Raw genomic sequence first — 17164 nt, 5'->3', positions numbered from 1 at the left:
GATCTGTCGATTCCGGACGCGCCGCTTCGAGCCTTACCACTGATAGCCAATCCCGGCTCCGTACGTATAACCGGAGCTGCTGCCGCTCACCCCACCCTTGAGCTTGAGGTTCTCCGTCAGGCGCGCGGTGAAGCCGATCGCGACCGCGCTATAGCCCTGGTAACTCGCTCCGCCGATCCCGACCGCCAGCGTCTTGCCCGCATCGACCTCGGGAATCATCGTCAGCGCGGTGGCCGCCGCGACGCCCGCATAGGCCTTGCGTGCAACGTTGTTGACGTCCTGCTGGACCGCACCCAGCTGCGACACGTTCACCGCATCGGTCGGATTGACACCCGCCGCGACGTTGGTGATGCGCCGTTCGCTGCCCGGCGCACCGACCGACACCGTGTTCGCCTCGCTCGCCACCGAGTTCGCACCCAGCGCAACCGAGCCGGCCGCCGACGCTGTGGCGCCCGTGCCGATCGCCGTACCGTTGCTGCCCGAGACCAACGCGTTCGCGCCGATCACCGTGCCGCCGTCCGAGCTGGCGTTCGCGCCGTTGCCGACTGCCACGCCGTTCGCTCCGGACGCCGCCGCGTTCGGGCCCACCGCCATCGCGTTCGAGCCGGTCGCACCGCTGTTGTCGTAGTTACCCTGCTGTGCGCTGCCGTCATTCACGCTGTAGTAATGCGCCCCGTTCCCAATGCTCGTCGTCGACAGACGGCTGATGGTCGTGGACAGCGACGTGATCAGCGAGCTGTCCCCGCCCTGGCTGGTCGACAGCGATGCGATGGTCGACATCGTCGAGGTCGACAGGCTGTTGATCGCCTGGTAAGCCGTGTTGAGCTGCGAACCGTTGACCGCGTCCGTGCTCGTCGACGATACGCGTCCGGCTGCGACGTTCGTGAGCTGGCGTTCCGCCCCCGGCGCCCCGACGCTCACCACGCTTGTCGGTGTTGCGCCGGCGTAGTTGTACGTGACGCCGCCGACCGTGCCCGATGCCGTCGGGTTCGCCGCCGCTGTCACCGAGCCTGCGCCAAGCGCGACGTCGCCCGCGTTGTTCGCGATCGCGTTCGGCCCGATCGCCACACTGTCCGTACCGAGCGCCTGGCTGTCCGGCAACGTCGAGTTCGCGTGGAAATACTTGATCCCGCCGCCGTTCTCGATGTTGTTGACGGTATTGCCGAGGTTGTCGACCGCCTGATTGGTTGCATACAACTGCGACCCGTTGACGGCATCGGTACTGGTGGCCGACACGCGGCCCGCCGCGACATTCGTGATCTGACGCTCCGCGCCTGGCGCCCCGACACTCACCACACTCGTCGGCGACGCGCCAGCATACGTGTAGCTTGCGCCGTTGATCGTGCCCGATGCGGTCGGATTGGCTGCTGCCGTCACCGAGTTCGAACCCAGCGCGACGCTGTTCGCGTTGCTCGCCACCGCATTCTGGCCCACCGCGACCGAGCCCGCCGCGCTGCCGTTCGCACCATCACCGACCGCCACCGAGCTCGCGCCGGCCGCCGTGGCGTTCGTGCCCGCCGCCAGCGCGTTGATTCCGGTCGCGCCGTTGTTGTTGTAGTTACCTTGCTGCGTACCGTTGTCGTTGACGCTGTAGTAGTGCGTCTTCGCCGCGTTGATCGCCGTCGACGTCGACGTTGACAGCGACGTGACGCTGCTGTTCGTTGACGACAAGCCTGTCGACAGTGACGTAATACCGGTCGACGTGGAGGTCGACAACGACACGAGGTTGCTGTTGGTCGTCGAAAGGCTGGTCGACAGCGAGCCGATGCCCGTCGAAGTCGACGTCGACAACGACGTGATCGCGCTCGTTGCACTGGACAGACCTGTCGATGCGGAGGTCGACAACGATGTCACGCTGCTGTTGGTCGTCGACAGACCCGTCGACAGTGAGCCAATGCCCGTCGAGGTCGACGTCGACAACGACGTGATCGCGCTCGTTGCACTCGACAGACCGGTCGACGTCGAGGTCGACAGGCTGTTGATCGCCGTATTCGTCGCAAACAGTTGCGAACCGTTGATCGCGTCCGTGCTCGTCGCCGTCACCTGACCGGCCGCCACGTTCGTGATCTGACGTTCCGCGCCCGGCGCGCCCACGCTCACCACGCTCGTCGGCGTCGTGCCAGCAAACGTGTACGTTGTGCCGCCGATCGTGCTCGACGACGTCGGATTCGGCGCCGCCGTAATCGAGCCCGAGCCCAGCGCCACGTCGTTCGCGTTGTTTGCCACTGCGCTCGAACCGAGCGCGATCGAGCCGGCACCGTTCGCAGAAGACGTGTTACCCACTGCCACCGAACCTTGGCCCGTCGCGATGTTCGCGTTGCCCAACGACACCGCACCTTGCCCATTTGCCGTGTTGTTCGCGCCCAGCGCCACCGCGCCCGTACCCGTCGCGACGTTCGGGTCACCGATTGCCACCGCACCGTCTCCGCTCGCCGTGTTGCCCACACCGATCGACACCGCCTGCCCGCCGGTCGCCATCGCATTCTGGCCGATCGCCACCGCGCCGCCCGAGTTCGCGTTCGCGCCGTCGCCGACTGCCACCGAGCTCGCGCCGGCCGCCGTGGCGTTCGTGCCCGCCGCCAGCGCGTTGATTCCGGTCGCGCCGTTGTTGTTGTAGTTACCTTGCTGCGTACCGTTGTCGTTCACGCTGTAGTAGTGCGTCTTCGCCGCGTTGATCGCCGTCGACGTGGAGGTCGACAGCGAGCTGATACCCGTGGACGTCGACGTCGACAGCGACGTGATCGCGCTCGTTGCACTGGACAGACCGGTCGACGCCGACGTCGACAACGATGTCACGCTGCTGTTGGTCGTCGACAGACCCGTCGACAGTGAACCGATGCCCGTCGAGGTCGACGTCGACAGCGATGTGATCGAACTCGTCGCACTGGACAGTCCGGTCGACGTGGAAGTCGACAACGATGTCACACTGCTGTTGGTCGTCGACAAACCCGTCGACAGTGAGCCGATGCCCGTCGAGGTCGATGTCGACAGCGACGTGATCGCGCTCGTTGCACTCGACAGACCGGTCGACGTCGAAGTCGACAGACTGTTGATCGCCGTGTTCGTCGCAAACAGTTGCGAACCGTTGATCGCGTCCGTGCTCGTCGCCGTCACCTGACCGGCCGCCACATTCGTGATCTGGCGTTCCGCGCCCGGCGCGCCCACGCTCACCACACTCGTCGGCGTCGTGCCCGCGTAGTTATACGTCACGCCACCGATCGTGCCCGTTGCTGTCGGATTCGCCGTTGCCGTCACCGAATTCGAGCCCAGCGCCACATCGCCGGCGTTGTTCGCCACCGCACTCGAACCGAGCGCGATCGAACCCGCACCGTTCGCAGACGACGTGTTGCCCACTGCAACCGAACCTTGTCCCGTCGCGATGTTCGCATTGCCCAACGACACTGCACCTTGCCCGTTCGCCGTGTTGTTCGCACCCAGCGCCACCGCGCCCGTGCCGCTCGCCGTGTTCGGATCGCCGATCGCAACCGCGCCGTTGCCGCTCGCCGTGTTGCCCACGCCAATCGACACCGCCTGACCTCCCGTCGCCATCGCATTCTGGCCGATCGCCACCGCGCCACCCGAGTTCGCGTTCGCGCCGTCGCCGACTGCCACCGAGCTTGCGCCCGCCGCCGTGGCGTTCGTGCCAGCCGCCAGCGCGTTGATCCCGGTCGCGCCGTCGTTGTTGTAGTTACCCTGCTGCGTGCCGTTGTCGTTCACGCTGTAGTAGTGCGTCTTCGCCGCGTTGATCGCGGTCGACGTGGAGGTCGACAGCGAGCTGATACCCGTGGACGTCGACGTCGACAGCGACGTGATCGCACTCGTTGCACTGGACAGTCCGGTCGACGCCGACGTCGACAACGATGTCACACTACTGTTGGTCGTCGACAGACCCGTCGACAGTGATCCAATGCCCGTCGAGGTGGACGTCGACAACGACGTGATCGCACTCGTCGCGCTCGACAACCCCGTCGACGTCGAGGTCGACAGGCTGTTGATCGCCGTGTTCGTCGCGAACAGTTGCGAACCGTTGATCGCGTCCGTGCTGGTTGCCGTCACCTGACCGGCCGCCACGTTCGTGATCTGACGTTCGGCGCCCGGCGCGCCCACGCTCACCACGCTCGTCGGCGTCGTGCCCGCGTAGTTGTACGTCACGCCACCAATCGTGCCCGTGGCCGTCGGATTCGCCGCCGCCGTCACCGAATTCGAGCCCAGCGCGACGCTGTTCGCGTTGCTCGCCACCGCATTCTGGCCCACCGCGACCGCGCCCGCTGCACTGGCATTCGCTCCGTCACCGACCGCCACCGAGCTCGCGCCCGCCGCCGTGGCGTTCGTGCCAGCCGCCAGCGCGTTGATTCCGGTCGCGCCGTCGTTGTTGTAGTTACCCTGCTGCGTGCCGTTGTCGTTCACGCTGTAGTAGTGCGTCTTCGCCGCATTGATCGCTGTCGACGTCGACGTCGACAGCGACGTGATCGAACTCGTTGCACTCGACAGACCGGTCGAGGCGGACGTCGACAACGACACCACGCTGCTGTTGGTCGTCGACAGACCCGTCGACAGTGATCCAATGCCCGTCGAGGTCGACGTCGACAGCGATGTGATCGCGCTCGTCGCACTCGACAGACCGGTCGACGTAGACGTCGACAACGATGTCACGCTGCTGTTGGTCGTCGACAGACCCGTCGACAATGAACCGATGCCCGTCGAGGTCGACGTCGACAGCGACGTAATTGAACTCGTCGCGCTCGACAAGCCGGTCGACGCCGAAGTCGACAGACTGTTGATCGCCGTGTTCGTCGCAAACAGTTGTGAACCGTTGATCGCGTCCGTGCTGGTTGCCGTCACCTGACCCGCCGCCACGTTCGTGATCTGCCGTTCGGCGCCCGGCGCGCCCACGCTCACCACACTCGTCGGCGTCGTGCCCGCGTAGTTATACGTCACGCCACCGATCGTGCCCGTCGCCGTCGGATTCGCCGCCGCCGTCACCGAGCTCGATCCCAGCGCGACGCTGTTCGCGTTGCTCGCCACCGCATTCTGGCCCACCGCGACCGCGCCCGCTGCACTGGCATTCGCTCCGTCGCCGACCGCCACCGAGCTCGCGCCCGCCGCCGTGGCGTTTGTGCCCGCCGCCAGGGCGTTGATCCCGGTCGCGCCGTCGTTGTTGTAGTTACCCTGTTGCGTGCCGTTGTCGTTCACGCTGTAGTAGTGCGTCTTCGCCGCGTTGATCGCGGTCGACGTGGAGGTCGACAGCGAGCTGATACCCGTGGACGTCGACGTCGACAGCGACGTGATCGAACTCGTTGCACTGGACAGACCGGTCGACGTGGACGTCGACAACGATGTCACGCTGCTGTTTGTCGTCGACAGACCCGTCGACAGTGAGCCGATGCCCGTCGAGGTCGACGTCGACAGCGATGTGATCGAACTCGTTGCACTGGACAGACCTGTCGATGTGGAGGTCGACAACGATGTGATCGCGCTCGTTGCACTCGACAGACCGGTCGACGTCGAAGTCGAAAGGCTGTTGATCGCTGTATTCGTCGCAAACAGTTGCGAACCGTTGATCGCGTCCGTGCTGGTTGCCGTCACCTGACCCGCCGCCACGTTCGTGATCTGCCGTTCGGCGCCCGGCGCGCCCACGCTCACCACACTCGTCGGCGTCGTGCCCGCGTAGTTATACGTCACGCCACCGATCGTGCCCGTCGCCGTCGGATTCGCCGCCGCCGTCACCGAGCTCGATCCCAGCGCGACGCTGTTCGCGTTGCTCGCCACCGCATTCTGGCCCACCGCGACCGCGCCCGCTGCACTGGCATTCGCTCCGTCGCCGACCGCCACCGAGCTCGCGCCCGCCGCCGTGGCGTTCGTGCCCGCCGCCAGGGCGTTGATCCCGGTCGCGCCGTCGTTGTTGTAGTTACCCTGTTGCGTGCCGTTGTCGTTCACGCTGTAGTAGTGCGTCTTCGCCGCGTTGATCGCGGTCGACGTGGAGGTCGACAGCGAGCTGATACCCGTGGATGTCGACGTCGACAGCGACGTGATCGAACTTGTCGCACTCGACAGGCCTGTCGACGTGGAGGTCGACAACGATGTCACGCTGCTGTTGGTCGTCGACAGACCCGTCGACAGTGAGCCAATGCCCGTCGAGGTCGACGTCGACAACGACGTGATCGCGCTCGTTGCACTCGACAGACCGGTCGACGTGGACGTCGACAACGATGTCACGCTGCTGTTTGTCGTCGACAGACCCGTCGACAGTGAGCCAATGCCCGTCGAGGTCGACGTCGACAACGACGTGATCGCGCTCGTTGCACTCGACAGGCCAGTCGACGTCGAGGTCGACAGGCTGTTGATGGCCGTATTCGTCGCAAACAGTTGCGAACCGTTGATCGCGTCCGTGCTCGTCGCTGTCACCTGACCCGCCGCCACGTTCGTGATCTGGCGTTCGGTGCCCGGCGCGCCCACGCTCACCACACTCGTCGGGTTGGTGCCCGCGTAGTTGTACGTCACGCCACCGATCGTGCCCGTTGCTGTCGGATTCGCCGCCGCCGTCACCGAATTCGAGCCCAGCGCCACATCGCCAGCGTTGTTCGCCACTGCACTCGAACCGAGCGCGATCGAACCCGCACCGCTCGCAGACGACGTGTTGCCCACTGCCACCGAACCTTGGCCAGTCGCGATGTTCGCATTGCCCATCGACACTGCACCTTGCCCGTTCGCCGTGTTGTTCGCACCCAGCGCCACCGCGCCCGTGCCGCTCGCCGTGTTCGGATCGCCGATCGCAACCGCGCCGTTGCCGCTCGCCGTGTTGCCCACGCCTATCGACACCGCCTGACCTCCCGTCGCCATCGCATTCTGGCCGATCGCCACCGCGCCACCCGAGTTCGCGTTCGCGCCGTCGCCGACTGCCACCGAGCTCGTGCCCGCCGCCGTGGCGTTCGTGCCCGCCGCCAGGGCGTTGATTCCGGTCGCGCCGTTGTTGTTGTAGTTGCCCTGTTGCGTGCCGTTGTCGTTCACGCTGTAGTAGTGCGTCTTCGCCGCGTTGATCGCCGTCGACGTCGACGTTGACAGCGACGTGACGTTGCTGTTCGTTGACGACAAGCCTGTCGACAGTGACGTAATACCGGTCGACGTGGAGGTCGACAACGATGCCACGCTACTGTTCGTTGACGACAAACCCGTCGACAGCGACGTGATCGCGCTCGTTGCACTCGACAAGCCGGTCGACGTCGAAGTCGACAGACTGTTGATCGCCGTGTTCGTCGCAAACAGTTGCGAACCGTTGATCGCGTCCGTGCTGGTCGCCGTCACCCGACCGGCCGCCACGTTCGTCACCTGGCGTTCCGCACCCGGCGCACCCACGCTCACGACGCTCGAAGGCGTCGTGCCCGCGTAGTTGTACGTTACGCCACCGATCGTGCCCGTCGCCGTCGGATTCGCCGCCGCCGTCACCGAGCCCGAGCCCAGCGCCACGTCACCGGTATTGTTCGCCACTGCATTCGGCCCGATCGCGACCGAGTTCGTGCCTAATGCCTCACTGTCCGGCGCGGTCGAATTTGCGTGGAAGTACTTGATACCTTGGCTGTTGATGTTGTCGATCGCCGAGCCGACGTTGTTGGCTGTCGTCGTCGTTCCGTTCGCGTTGTACGTGGTATACGACGGTGCCGAAATCGTGCCAGTCGCCGGATTGTAGGTCGCGCCACCGCCGAGTGCCGAGGCCGTGCTGTTGCCAAGATTGTTGGTTGCCGTTGACAGGGAACTGATGCCCGTAGAAGTCGAGGTCGACAGCGACGTCACCGTGCTGTTGGTCGAGCTCAGGCCGGTCGACAGCGAGCTGATACCCGTGGACGTGGACGTCGACAGCGACGTGATCGAACTGTTAGCCGACGAAATGCCTGTCGACGCCGACGTCGACAACGACGTCACCGTGCTGTTGGTCGAACTCAAGCCGGTCGACAGCGAGCTAATACCCGTGGATGTCGACGTTGACAGCGACGTGATCGAACTGTTAGCCGACGAAATGCCTGTCGACGCCGACGTCGACAACGACGTCACCGTGCTGTTGGTCGAACTCAGGCCCGTCGACAGCGAACTGATGCCCGTGGACGTCGACGTCGACAGCGACGTGATCGAACTGTTAGCCGACGAAATGCCTGTCGACGCCGAGGTCGACAGCGACGTCACCGTGCTGTTGGTCGAGCTCAGGCCCGTCGACAGCGACGTGATCGAACTGTTGGCCGACGAAATGCCTGTCGACGCCGAGGTCGACAACGACGTCACCGTGCTGTTGGTCGAGCTCAAGCCGGTCGACAGCGAGCTGATACCCGTGGACGTCGACGTCGACAGCGACGTGATCGAACTGTTAGCCGACGAAATGCCTGTCGATGCCGAGGTCGACAGCGACGTCACCGTGCTGTTGGTCGAGCTCAGGCCCGTCGACAGCGAACTGATACCCGTGGACGTCGACGTCGACAGCGACGTGATTGAACTGTTGGCCGACGAAATGCCTGTCGACGTCGACGTCGACAACGACGTCACCGTGCTGTTGGTCGAGCTCAAGCCAGTCGACAGCGAGCTGATACCCGTGGACGTCGACGTCGACAGCGACGTGATCGAACTGTTGGCCGACGAAATTCCTGTCGATGCCGACGTCGACAACGACGTCACCGCGCTGTTGGTCGAGCTCAAGCCCGTCGACAACGAGCTGATACCCGTGGACGTCGAAGTCGACAGACTGTTGATCGCCGTGTTCGTCGCAAACAGTTGCGAACCGTTGATCGCGTCCGTGCTCGTCGCCGTCACCCGACCGGCCGCCACATTCGTGATCTGGCGTTCCGCGCCCGGTGCGCCCACGCTCACCACGCTCGTCGGGTTGGTGCCCGCGTAGTTGTACGTCACGCCGCCGACTGTGCCTGTCGCCGTCGGATTGGCCGCTGCCGTCACCGAGCCCGAGCCCAGTGCTACGTCGCCAGCATTGTTCGCCACCGCATTCGGTCCGATAGCGACCGAGTTCGTGCCCAGTGCCTCACTGTCCGGCGCGGACGAATTTGCGTGGAAGTACTTGATACCTTGGCTGTTGATGTTGTTGATCGCCGCGCCGACGTTGTTGGCTGTCGTCGTCGTTCCGTTCGCGTTGTATGTGGTATACGACGGTGCCGAAATCGTGCCAGTCGCCGGATTGTAAGTCGCGCCACCGCCGAGTGCCGAGGCCGTGCTGTTGCCAAGATTATTGGTTGCCGTCGACAACGAGCTGATGCCTGTGGACGTCGACGTCGACAGCGACGTCACCGTACTGTTGGTCGAGCTCAGGCCGGTCGACAACGAGCTGATACCCGTGGACGTCGACGTCGACAGCGACGTCACCGTGCTGTTGGTCGAACTCAAGCCGGTCGACAGCGAGCTGATACCCGTGGACGTCGACGTCGACAGCGACGTCACTGTGCTATTGGTCGAGCTCAAGCCGGTCGACAGCGAGCTGATACCCGTAGACGTCGACGTCGACAACGACGTCACCGTGCTGTTGGTCGAGCTCAAGCCGGTCGACAGCGAGCTGATACCCGTGGACGCCGACGTCGACAGCGAAGTCACCGCGCTGTTGGTCGAGCTCAAGCCGGTCGACAACGAGCTGATACCCGTGGACGTCGACGTCGACAACGACGTTACCGTGCTGTTGGTCGAGCTCAAGCCAGTCGACAGCGAGCTGATACCTGTGGACGTCGACGTCGACAACGACGTTACCGTGCTGTTGGTCGAGCTCAAGCCAGTCGACAACGAGCTGATACCCGTGGACGTCGACGTCGACAACGACGTCACCGTGCTGTTGGTCGAGCTCAAGCCCGTCGACAGCGAGCTGATACCCGTGGACGCCGACGTCGACAACGACGTCACCGCACTGTTGGTCGAACTCAAGCCGGTCGACAGCGAACTGATACTCGTGGAAGTCGACGTCGACAGACTGTTGATCGCCGTGTTCGTCGCGAACAGTTGCGAGCCGTTGATCGCATCCGTGCTCGTCGCCGTCACTCGACCTGCTGCGACATTCGTGATCTGGCGTTCGGCACCCGATGCGCCTACGCTCACCACGCTCGCCGGCGTCGTGCCCGCGTAGTTGTACGTCACACCACCGATCGTGCCCGTCGCCGTCGGATTCGGTGCCGCCGTCACCGAGCCTGACCCCAGCGCAACATCACCCGCATTATTTGCCACGGCTAAAGGGCCAATTGCAACTGAATTGAGTGCGGCTGCGCTGCTGTTCGCGCCAATAGCGCTGCTGCTACTACCGGTAGCTTTCGCGAGTTCACCAACAGCAACTGACGTAAACCCGGTCGCGGTACTTACGTTGCCCAAAGCAACGCTACTGGTACCAGAAGCCGTCGCTTGCGCACCAGCCGCAAGTGACTGATTCCCGGACGCTACGCTGAATGTACCGAAAGCAGACGAAGATCCACCGCTCGCTGTTGCTTGACTGCCGACCGCCGTATCACGTATGCCGGCTCCAGCAGCCACTCCCGAAACGGTATTCAACCCAATGGCAATATCTTCCGTGTTGTTTGATCGCGAATTCTGCCCGACCGCCACTGAAGACGTACCAGCCGACGTGGAGGTCGGCCCGACTGCAACCGAGTTGTTACCCGACGCCGATGCGGTCGTACCCAATGCAGACGCAGACGTTCCGGACGCCACCGCGTTAAAACCAAAAGCGCTTGCAGATTGTCCCGAAGCGGTCGCCTGAAGACCGACTCCAGTGGCCCACTTGGCTGCGAATGCACCCAAACCAAGCGCGCTCCCACCAGCGCCCGTTACAGTCGTGTAGTAACCGTACAAAGTCACGCCAAGATTATTGTTGCCATTGGCGGAACATCCGGCGACGGTCGAATAGTATCCATTTCCGTCGGTTATCGCTCTATCGGTATAGCTTGTCGTACCGTCCGGCCCCGTGCCAACATTTCCAACGCCTCCGCAAGCCGATCCACCGGTAAAGGCAATTGTGCTTGCATATCCGCTTTGCGTGAATGCAGCAAGAATCGCAAACGCAATCGCGCTGGTCACACGAGTTTTACTCGGCTTCCCGCGAGCAGCGTCCAGCTCCGATGCAGCAACCCAGGCCCCGAGTGCCTCGTTCCAGATAGTTCGATACGACTTGTTCATTTTCATCACCTCTTCGGCTCATGTGCCGTCTCACGACGCTGGTCCTCGCACTAGCCTTTTATAAAAATAGGATTACTGATTGATACGCAAACTGATCGATCATGCAAAGATGTAACGAACTACAAAAGCACGCTCGCTTGCAGCCCACCTCCCTGCACCTCGTTAATCTCCAGTCCCGTCTCCCCCCGATTCCACGATGTGCTCTCGAACCGACAGACCATGCTCCGTGCCCGCCCGCCGTATCTTGTCCAGCAAGTGCGTTTCCGCCTCGTCTAAATCGCTCAAAGTTGCCGACTCCATGCATTCCGGTGGAGTCGAATCGCGACCGTAAAGCCCGACAGCGAACCCTCGCTTGTACGCCTCCCGCGCTGCACCTCTAAGCCGCCTGGCGACGTTGCGCGCAATGAGTTCGAAAACAATCGCTTCCAGCGCATCGACGAATGCATCCACGCTTTCAATACGATCACCGGATGAAACCCGCAGCAATGACGTAACCATCCAACTGGCCTGCTTAAATGGAGATGCAGTACTCTCTCGCCCGATCTCTTTCGCCGAGTGCTTCATCTTATGCCCCTTGCAAACCGCGATTAATCGGTCGACTAAAATTCCATAAAATTTTGTTTTGTATTTTAGATTTCGATCACAAAAATAGACCCGAATAAAATAATCGAAACAATCTCGTCCAATCCAACAAATGACCCCTCACCCATATCTCGGTACACCAGCCACGCCTTCAGCACGAAAAATGTGTTGCTACGCGGCAACATACGTTGTCACCCTGCACGAGTGACCTACGACTCGGCCGAAACAGAAAAAAATGCCGACCCTCAAATGTCCGGATAGCTTCACTTCAGAAGGCCAAACCCTAGCCCAGCCTTGAATCTGCGCAGAATCGAGCGCCTCGACCCTATAAATTAGGGCCTGTACAAAATGGGTCCTTTGTATCAAATTCCTACCAAAGTGTCTTAGAGCCGGCAAAGGCCCGTCGCGTCTCGGGGCCTCTGTCCAACCCCTCGACTGGACAAAAAGGACCCCTTTTGTCCAGTAGAATTTAGATTAGATAACTCGCATTAACCATTCTTAACAGTCGAACACATCGTATAAATCATCAACGACCATTGAAACGTTTGCGCGTCAATGGACACCCCTAGCAACTAGATAAAAGTCAGTGCCAAAAATTAGACTTTTAGTTTCGCCAGAAAAGTGGCTTCCCTTAGGTAGAAACCCGCCATTTTTCTATTGCAGCCGCAACGAACTGTTTTTATAGGCAGGAAACGTGTTCAGCAAAACCGGGGGCTAAGACTACTCGCCGATGCGTGCCCGATGACCAGGCGGGACTTGAACTTTACAAGAGGTAGAAGTGAACGGATTGGATCAAACACAAAAAAGCCACGCGCGGATGGCGCAAGAAAATGACGAGAGTGCAAATCACTATTGCAGGCAGGAAACCCGCTATCCCGACCTCTCACGGAACCGGGGGGCGGCATGATCATCGGGTATGCACGGGTCTCGACAGACGAGCAAAATCTCCAGCTGCAGATCGATGCATTAACCGCGGCTGGCTGCGATAAAATTTTTAGCGACCAGGGTATTTCAGGCGCCGATTTTTGTCGGCCCGGACTCGATGCTGCGCTTACCAAACTGTCGGCAGGCGATCTGCTGATGGTCTGGCGCCTGGATCGTCTCGGTCGTTCGCTCGGAAAGCTGGTCGATCTTGTGACGCATCTGGATGGACGTGGAATCCAGTTCAGTTCGATCATGGAATCGATCAACACAAAATCTTCGGGTGGACTCCTTATTTTTCACATGATGGCCGCGCTTGCGCAATTTGAACGGAGTTTAATCAGCGAGCGAACACGCGCAGGTATGGCCGCTGCCCGAGCTCGAGGACAAGCACTGGGTCGCAAGCACGCGCTCGACGCGAAGCAACGCCGCGAGGCGCTCGAGCTGCTTAGGGACCATTCGATGACCGATGTAGCGAAGCGTTTCAATATTCATCCGCGAACGTTAAAACGTATCCTGACTGACGAAGCCTCAAAACAGCTGTCGACGTAGGCTGTAGCCACATGGCCGTGTCGCAATACATTTCGCGAGTTGATTAAGTCTAGACTCGAACGACTCGTTCTTCCTGCGAATCGCGACGGTCATTGGCAGCGTGCATCGAGCGGTGATTGCACGCGCAAGCGCCGCTCGGTGTGCACCAAACGGTGCCCGCCAACACTTCCGTCACCTCCCGCCTGGAGTTAGGCAAAAACACTGTCTTATGCCTACCCGCTAGTTTAAGTGAGAGGCTACGCCCGGTGTTTCAGGGGCCGCTCCATCTACCACCACGCAGTCGTGCAGCAGTGTTGCAGCAAACAGCACTTCGGCGCCTCCCCCCCTCCTCGGCATGGCTCGCTGTCGCGTTCTTCCGCACGCGTGCAGATGCGAAGTGTCGTGGGAGCCGGAATGCCGATTATCGCCACAAGCGCGACATGGCACACGATCCACGGCCTATCCCGGCTGATCAAGCAAACCGTTACCGCCAACAGAACGCCGTTGGCTTATAGTGCGGAGTGCCCATTCAACGAGGAGAGCTGCAATGAAACTGCTGGCCAACGGTCCTTTTGAAGTGAAGCTGAATCCGGAATCCCTGAGTAGCGTCGCGGAAAACACCGGGCTCGGCCGAATGTCACTGGACAAGCAATTTCATGGCGACCTGGAAGCCGTCAGCCATGGAGAGATGCTCGCGTTTCGAAGCAGTGTCCAGGGTTCGGCAGGCTACGTGGCAATGGAAACCGTGCAGGGTGTGCTCGGTGGGCGCCAGGGCAGTTTTGTCCTGCAACATAGCTCCACGATGACGCGCGGGCAGCCGAAGCAATCGATCACCGTCGTGCCCGATTCCGGGACGGGAGAATTGCTCGGGCTCTCCGGCTCGATGATCATCAATATCGACAACGGCCAGCATTCGTACAGCTTCGACTACGCACTGCCTGAATCCCCACAGTGATTCGTGCACGCACGAGCGCCACTGATTCCGTGTGCCGTTGTTGACCCGATGCGCTAACGCGTACCAGCGTCACGCGACGGCCTCTTCACGCAGTCGGAACTGCGCGACCGCCGCGCTCAGCCGCGAACCCTGTTCGTCGAGCGACAGCGCCGCGGCCGCCGCCTCCTCGACCAGCGCGGCATTGCGCTGCATCGTCTGCTCGATCTGGATGACCGCGGCGTTCACCTGCTCGATGCCCGACGACTGCTCTTCGAATGCGTTGCTGGTTTCGCTCATGATTGCATTGACGCGCTCGACCGCGGCGACGAGTTCGGCCATCGCCGAGCCGGCCTGCGTGACAAGGCCGCTGCCGTCCGCGACGCGCCGCGTGGAATGGCCGATCAGGTCCTTGATTTCCTTCGCCGCCGACGCACTGCGTTGCGCGAGCCCGCGCACCTCGGTCGCGACCACCGCGAACCCGCGCCCCTGCTCGCCGGCACGCGCGGCTTCGACGGCAGCGTTCAACGCGAGGATGTTCGTCTGGAACGCGATGCTCTCGATCACGCCGACGATGCCGGAGATCCGCGCGGAGCTGCTGGAAATCTCGGACATCGTCTCGACGACGCGCTGCATTGCATCGCCGCCGCGCGACGCGATGCCGGCCGCGCCCTCGACGTACGTGCGTGCGTCGCGCGCATTGTCCGCGTTCTGACGCACGGCCGCCGTCAGTTGCTCGACACTCGCCGCCGCCTGCTGCAGCGACACGGCCTGCTGCTCGGTGCGCGCGGACAGGTCGACGTTGCCGCTCGCGATCGTGCGGACGTCGACGACGATCGTCTCCGTGCTCGTGCGCACCTGGTTCACCGTATCGACGAGGCCGTCCTGCATCCGCTTCAGCGCATGCAGCAGATAGGCCATCTCGTTTTCGCCGGGAATGACGACCGTCCCGGTCAGGTCGCCTTTCGAAATCTTGTCGAACTGGCCGACGGCCAGATTGATCGGCTCGATGATTGCCTTCGCAAGCACCCGCTGCGCAAAGAAGCCAACGACCAGCGCAAACACCGCGACCGCCGCCATCCCCCACACGATCCGGTGGAAATGGACGCCGGCCGCCTCGTAGCGGGCCTTTTCGCGCGCGACCTGGAACGATTCGAGCGCATCGATCGCATCCTGGTACGCGGCGAACAGCGCGGGCGGCGCCGTACGCTGCGTGTCGAGGAAGTTGAACGCGTCGTCGCCGTCGAGCTGCGATAGCGCCTTCAGGAACACCCGGTCCAGCAACGCACGACGACGGCTCTGCAGCGTGTCGAACAGCGCCTGTTCATTGGCGTCGCGCGCATGCAGACGCGTGTAGGCATCCAGTTCGTCGTTGCTCTGCTTGAGGAGCGTGTGGAGCTGCGCGATTGCCTCCTTGCCCGACTGGCCGGCGCTGATGATCTGCGCGACGTCGCTCATGCGCTTGCGCAGCACCAGCATCCGTTCGGAGCTGGTCTTCAGGTGCAGCAGCGACGCGGTGTCGTCGCGGTACATCGCCTCGAGCGAAGCGTTGCCCTCGTACAGGGCCGCGATGCACGCGCCGACCACCAGCACGAGCAGCACGGTATAACCGGCGATGGTCGCGATGAGTCCACCACGGATAGTGAGTTGTTTTCGCATGACGTTCCCTTGCGCTGGCCGGGCGCGGCCAGCAGCGGATGTGGACTACGGATCACGAAAGACGGGCGTCACGTCGCAACACGTGGCGCGAGGGCTGCGAACGGGTTAACGGCGGGCTGGACGGGAAGGTTTTACCTGCACGCGACGTGAATCTTGACGATTACGACAGATTTGACCGGCGGAAGACGCATGACGCTGAAGCGTATGCTGTCGCGCGAAGCCTTGCCGGTGGCCCCACGGAGGATGTCGGACGACCGCGGACGGGAAACGAGGTGCCCGACGTGCGCCCTGCTCGGCAACGATCGGCTATCCGCCGTCGGCCAGCCTCGAGCGGATCTCGTCGGCCGAGAGGTCGCGCTGGTGCGTGGCGATCTGCCACGTGTTTCCCCACGGATCTTGCACCATTGCCCGGCGGTCGCCGTAGGGCATGTCGGCGGGAACTTCGAGCGAGATCGCATTCGCCGCGATCGCACGCCGATAGGTCGAATCGGCGTCCTCGACATAGACGTACAGAAACGCCGGCATCGGTTCGCGCAGGCCGTCTCCGCCGCTGATCATCACGACGGAATCGCCGATCCGGATTTCGGCAGGCAGCCCGGCGCGGAATTCGCCCTGTGCGTGAAATACCGTCCTGATGAACAGGATCAGGCCCTCCGGATCGCGCACGACGATTCGGGGCGTGACGGTATGCCATCCAGCGGGCTGAAACGTGGCCATGATGCGCAACCTCCGACGAGATTTCCGCGGGTATTGTCCTCCGGGTGCGGATGGTCTGCAAAGGGGCGGCTGCGGCCAGGCTCGTTGATTGCGGCAATCTTTGGCGGACTGGTGCCCGTCGCGGCGTTTTTTCGGCAACGTCGTTCCGGGAAAAGACCGGCAGACCACAGGTATGGAGAGAGGGTCGTGCCGGGAAAGTCACCTGCATCAAGGGGTCGATGAGTTCACGGATCGATTCCGCGAACTCACTTACCCGAGTTTTATTGCGTGGACATCTGCGACATATCGACGAACATCACTTCCCAGATATGGCCATCCGGGTCTTCGAAGCTGCGGCCGTACATGAAACCGAGATCCTGTTTCGCATTGACGTCCGCTTTGCCGCCGTGCGCCCCGGCCGTTTCAGTCATCTTGTCCACGCTCTCACGATCTTCCGCGCTGAGCGCCAGCATGACCTCGCTTTCGCGCCGCGAGTCGACGATCGGTTTCTTCGTGAAATGCGCCCATTTTTCATGCGTCATCAGCATCACGAAGATCGTGTCCGACCACACCATGCAGGAACTCGTGTCGTCGCTGAACTGCGGATTTCTGCTGGCACCGATGGCGGTATAGAACGTCGTCGCCTTCGGCAGGTCTTGCACCGGCAGGTTGATGAAGATTTGCCTGGACATATTTTTTTCTCCT

At 62.2% G+C, this 17164-nt stretch carries 7 protein-coding genes; 2 read left to right on the top strand and 5 right to left on the bottom strand.

The window, feature by feature from the left end:
* Positions 1-33 precede the first annotated feature (33 nt).
* A complete protein-coding gene (locus H3H55_RS33220) occupies positions 34-11139 on the bottom strand; it encodes an ESPR-type extended signal peptide-containing protein (RefSeq protein ID WP_193102477.1) in 11106 nt (3701 codons plus the stop codon).
* Positions 11140-11301: 162 nt separating this feature from the next.
* Positions 11302-11703 (bottom strand): hypothetical protein, encoded by a 402-nt coding sequence (locus H3H55_RS33215; protein WP_193102476.1) that lies wholly within the window; start codon positions 11701-11703, stop codon positions 11302-11304.
* A 921-nt stretch (positions 11704-12624) separates the two neighbouring features.
* Here H3H55_RS33215 and H3H55_RS33210 point away from each other — a divergent pair.
* Positions 12625-13194, top strand: coding sequence for a recombinase family protein (locus H3H55_RS33210; protein ID WP_193102475.1), 570 nt, complete (start codon positions 12625-12627; stop codon positions 13192-13194).
* Between the two features lie 526 nt (positions 13195-13720).
* Complete coding sequence (locus tag H3H55_RS33205) at positions 13721-14128, top strand: DUF3224 domain-containing protein (protein ID WP_193102474.1); 408 nt, start codon at positions 13721-13723, stop codon at positions 14126-14128.
* Between the two features lie 69 nt (positions 14129-14197).
* Here H3H55_RS33205 and H3H55_RS33200 read toward each other — a convergent pair whose 3' ends face one another.
* The 3 genes from H3H55_RS33200 to H3H55_RS33190 form a co-directional block, all read right to left on the bottom strand.
* Complete coding sequence (locus H3H55_RS33200) at positions 14198-15763, bottom strand: methyl-accepting chemotaxis protein (protein ID WP_193102473.1); 1566 nt, start codon at positions 15761-15763, stop codon at positions 14198-14200.
* Positions 15764-16069: 306 nt separating this feature from the next.
* The gene (locus tag H3H55_RS33195; protein ID WP_226800667.1) at positions 16070-16618 is read right to left on the bottom strand and encodes a VOC family protein; all 549 of its coding nucleotides are present in this window, start codon (positions 16616-16618) and stop codon (positions 16070-16072) included.
* 122 nt (positions 16619-16740) lie between these two features.
* Positions 16741-17151, bottom strand: a complete 411-nt coding sequence (locus H3H55_RS33190) for a VOC family protein (RefSeq protein WP_193103090.1) — start codon at positions 17149-17151, stop codon at positions 16741-16743.
* Positions 17152-17164 lie beyond the last annotated feature (13 nt).

Source organism: Burkholderia sp. Z1, from assembly GCF_014893795.1.
GTDB classification, from domain to species: Bacteria; Pseudomonadota; Gammaproteobacteria; order Burkholderiales; family Burkholderiaceae; genus Burkholderia; species Burkholderia theae.
Note: the sequence above shows the minus strand (reverse complement) of the source record. Positions and strands in the feature narration are given on the sequence as shown.